The sequence below is a fragment of the Rhizobacter sp. P3_C12 genome (genome assembly GCF_056402735.1).
Genome location: NZ_JBFUGW010000465.1, coordinates 1 through 3,004 on the forward strand (window position 1 = coordinate 1; position 3,004 = coordinate 3,004).

Below are 3,004 nucleotides of genomic sequence, written 5' to 3' on the forward strand. Positions count from 1 at the left end.
GCCTACGACTTCCTGGAGCCGCTGCGCGCGCTGCACGGCGATGCGCAGGCCAGCCAGGGCGCGCTCGCGCAGCTGGCGCAGGTGTGGGCGTTCGACTCGACCTACGTCGGCGAGCCCGTGGAATGGAAACGCTGGCTTGCCGACCGGCCCGGCCTGCAGGCGCACTTCTTCTACCTGAAGGGCTCGGCGACCGACCGCCAGGGCGGCGCCGCCTTCCTGCGCGCTCGCGGCGGCAACCTGCATGTGACGCAGATGACGACCGGGCAGCACCACCAGGTGCCGGGGATGCAATTGCCGGCGCTGCTGCAAGGCCTGGCTGGTGGTGGCGAACACGAACTGGACGACTGGCTGCCGCCGGAGGGCGAGGACCCGGATGCACTGGAAGAGATCGACGGCCAGGCCGAGCACGATGACGAACAGGGTGATGACGAACTGGAGGTGCTCGCGGACGAGTTCGAGGCTGCTGATGACGAAACAGGCGACGACGAGGCAGGCGATGACGAAGCCCTGTCCGACGACGAAAGCCCCGACGACGAGGCCGAATCCTTCGAGGACAACGAGGAGGAAGCCGCCGACGCCGAGCCCGAGGCCGTCGACGAACTCGAGCCCGAGATGGAAACGCCCGACGAGCTCGACCAGGCTCTCGGCGACAAGGCACCCGTGCCGGTGCCTGCGGGCCGGCCGGTGCCGTTCGCGCCGCTGCCACCGCCCGGCAGCCACTGGCCGCTGCGCACCACGCATGCACAGGCGCGCGTGATCTCGTACAAGTTCCGCGAGCCGAACGGCATCGAGGGCCGCGCCGGCCGCATGTTCCTCGCCGAGCGCAAGGGCAAGCGCAACGGCGTGGCCACGCGGCGCCGGCATGTCGGCGTGGACCTGTTCGCGAAGAAGGGCGACGTGGTGCTGGCCTGCGAGAGCGGCACCATCGTGTCGTTCGCGTTCTTCTACGCCGCCGCGTCGGGCCAGCAGACCTACCGGCTGCTGATCGAGCACGAAGGCTCGGGCGTGGTCGTCAACTACGGCGAGCTGACGAAGGATTCGCTGAAGCGCAACGGCCTGTCGGTCGGCGACCGCGTGACCGCGGGCCAGGCCATCGGCTTCGTCAGCGACACCGCGATGCTGCACTTCGAGACCTATGTGAAGGGCAGCACCAACACCGCCCGCTGGTGGCGCGACGAGAAGAATGCACCGGCCTCGCTGCTGAACCCGACGCGCTACCTGCTGTCGCTGCGCGAGCACGGGACGGCGTCGGCCGGGGCGAGCGCGCCGGCGACGACCTCACCCCCTCCCGCGCCGTCCACCGCAACCTCGGGCCCCCATCCGCAACCGCCCACCGACCCGTCGGCCTACCGCACCTTCCGGCTGACGACCTACCACGTCGTCGACCAGGCCGACGAGCCGACCGGCGCCGTCCGCATCCCGGTCCTCGGCGACGACGGCCGCACGATCGCCGAAGGCAGCCCGGCCTTCTTCGCAAAACTGTCGCTGGAAGGCACGGCCCGCCTGAGCGATGGCCGGCTGGTCAACGTGACCGGCCAATCGACCGCGGTGTCGCACGAACGCTATGCCGCGGTGCTCGACTACCACCAGCGCGCCTACGCGCGCCGCAACGCGCGGCTCGCGGCGCAGGGCAAGCCGCCGGTGTCGACGAGGTACTCCGGCATCTCGGTCAAGGACGGCCGCGTGGTGGGCGCGATGACCTTCCACGAGGTGCCCGCCGGCAGGCGCGGCGTGGGCTATGGCATGCAGCGGGGTGTCTCGTACACGCCGTTCCGCACGCTGGCGGCCGACCTCGGGCTGAAGGCGAACTCGGAGCCGCGCTGGAAGGGCCACGGCGGGCTGGTGCCGGCGCACACGCCGGTCTACATCAGGGAGTACGACGGCCTGACGCTGCCCGACGGCCGCGGCGGCAGCTTCGTGCACGACGGCTGGTTCACCGTCAACGACACCGGCGGCGCGATCTACGGCGCGCACTTCGACGTGTTCACCGGCAGCGCCGCGCTGGGCAGCCGGGTCAAGCTGCCGGCGATCGGCCAGGTGTGGTTCCCGGGGATCGAGGCGCGGATGCCGGCTGGCTATTCGCTCGGGCTGAGTGCCTGAACCGCCGGGGCCGGGCCGCCGTGTTCCTGCGCGGCGGCCCGACACATTCCACCGCATTGATGACACATTCCCCCGTGTCAGGAAAGCTATGCTGCCCGCATGCGAAAGAACCTCATCGCCCTGGCCGCCGGGCTGCTGTTGTGCGCGCCGCTGATCGCCCCTGCCGCCGATGCCGCGCCGCCGAAGCGTTACTCGCTGAAGCAGACCGAGCCGAGCGGCGGCACGCACATCGTGCGCGAGGTGGCCAATTCCAACCTGCCGCTGGACAAGCCCTGGGGCGAGCTGACGCCGCAGCAACAACGCATCGTGAAGGCGCAGTACGAGGAGATGGGGCCGGACGACGAACCGCCCTACCCGCTCAACGGTCCGCGCGGCATCGTGCGGGCGCTGGCGGAGGGGAGGAACCGGCTGCACGTCAACGGCAGGCTGTTGCTCGCCGTCGACGTGAACAGCAGCGGCGAAGCGACGGCGGTGTCGGTGATGTCCTCGCCCGATGACCGGCTGACTCAATACGCTGCCGGCGTGCTGATGAAGGCGAAGTACAAGCCGGCACGCTGCAACGGCGCGCCGTGTGCAATGCAGTACCCCGTGCGCTTTCTCATGAAAGCCGACTGAGGCGGGCACTGCGTTCGTTCAGTGCCCGCAGGCAGCGCGCCAGCGCCACCCGCGCCTCGGCCAGCCACGCACTGTCCGGCCCGGCCAGCCGCTCGCGCAATGCGACGGCGCGCATCAGCGGCGCTCGCGCGGCCTTCGCATCACCCTCCGCGAGCCAGGCCTCGCCCTGCAGCAGCAGCGCATCGGCCTCCTTGTCGTCGAAGCGGGCCGATTCGCGCTCGGGCGCCAGCAGCGCCAGCGCCTGCGCCGCCTGGGCGCGGGCATCGGCAGGCCGCTGCTGCTGCAGCGC

Annotated in this window: 3 protein-coding genes; 2 read left to right on the forward strand and 1 reads right to left on the reverse strand. The window is 70.9% G+C overall.

Annotated elements, in window-relative coordinates; translation table 11 throughout:
* Positions 1-2,100: peptidoglycan DD-metalloendopeptidase family protein (locus AC1DXV_RS33230; RefSeq protein WP_477937797.1), on the forward strand; the 2,100-nt coding region annotated here is incomplete at its 5' end.
* A 99-nt stretch (positions 2,101-2,199) separates the two neighbouring features.
* On the forward strand, positions 2,200-2,715 hold the full coding sequence (locus AC1DXV_RS33235) for an energy transducer TonB (RefSeq protein ID WP_477872448.1): 516 nt from the start codon (positions 2,200-2,202) through the stop codon (positions 2,713-2,715).
* Here the strand turns inward: AC1DXV_RS33235 and AC1DXV_RS33240 are convergent.
* Positions 2,699-3,004, reverse strand: a 306-nt coding sequence (locus AC1DXV_RS33240) for a hypothetical protein (protein WP_477937799.1), incomplete at its 5' end; no start/stop codon positions are given. The genes AC1DXV_RS33235 and AC1DXV_RS33240 overlap by 17 nt on opposite strands.

Excerpts from the sequence above, each read along its gene's own strand:
- AC1DXV_RS33235 (WP_477872448.1), top strand. The coding sequence starts at position 2,200 with ATGCGAAAGAACCTCATCGCCCTGGCCGCCGGGCTGCTGTTGTGCGCG.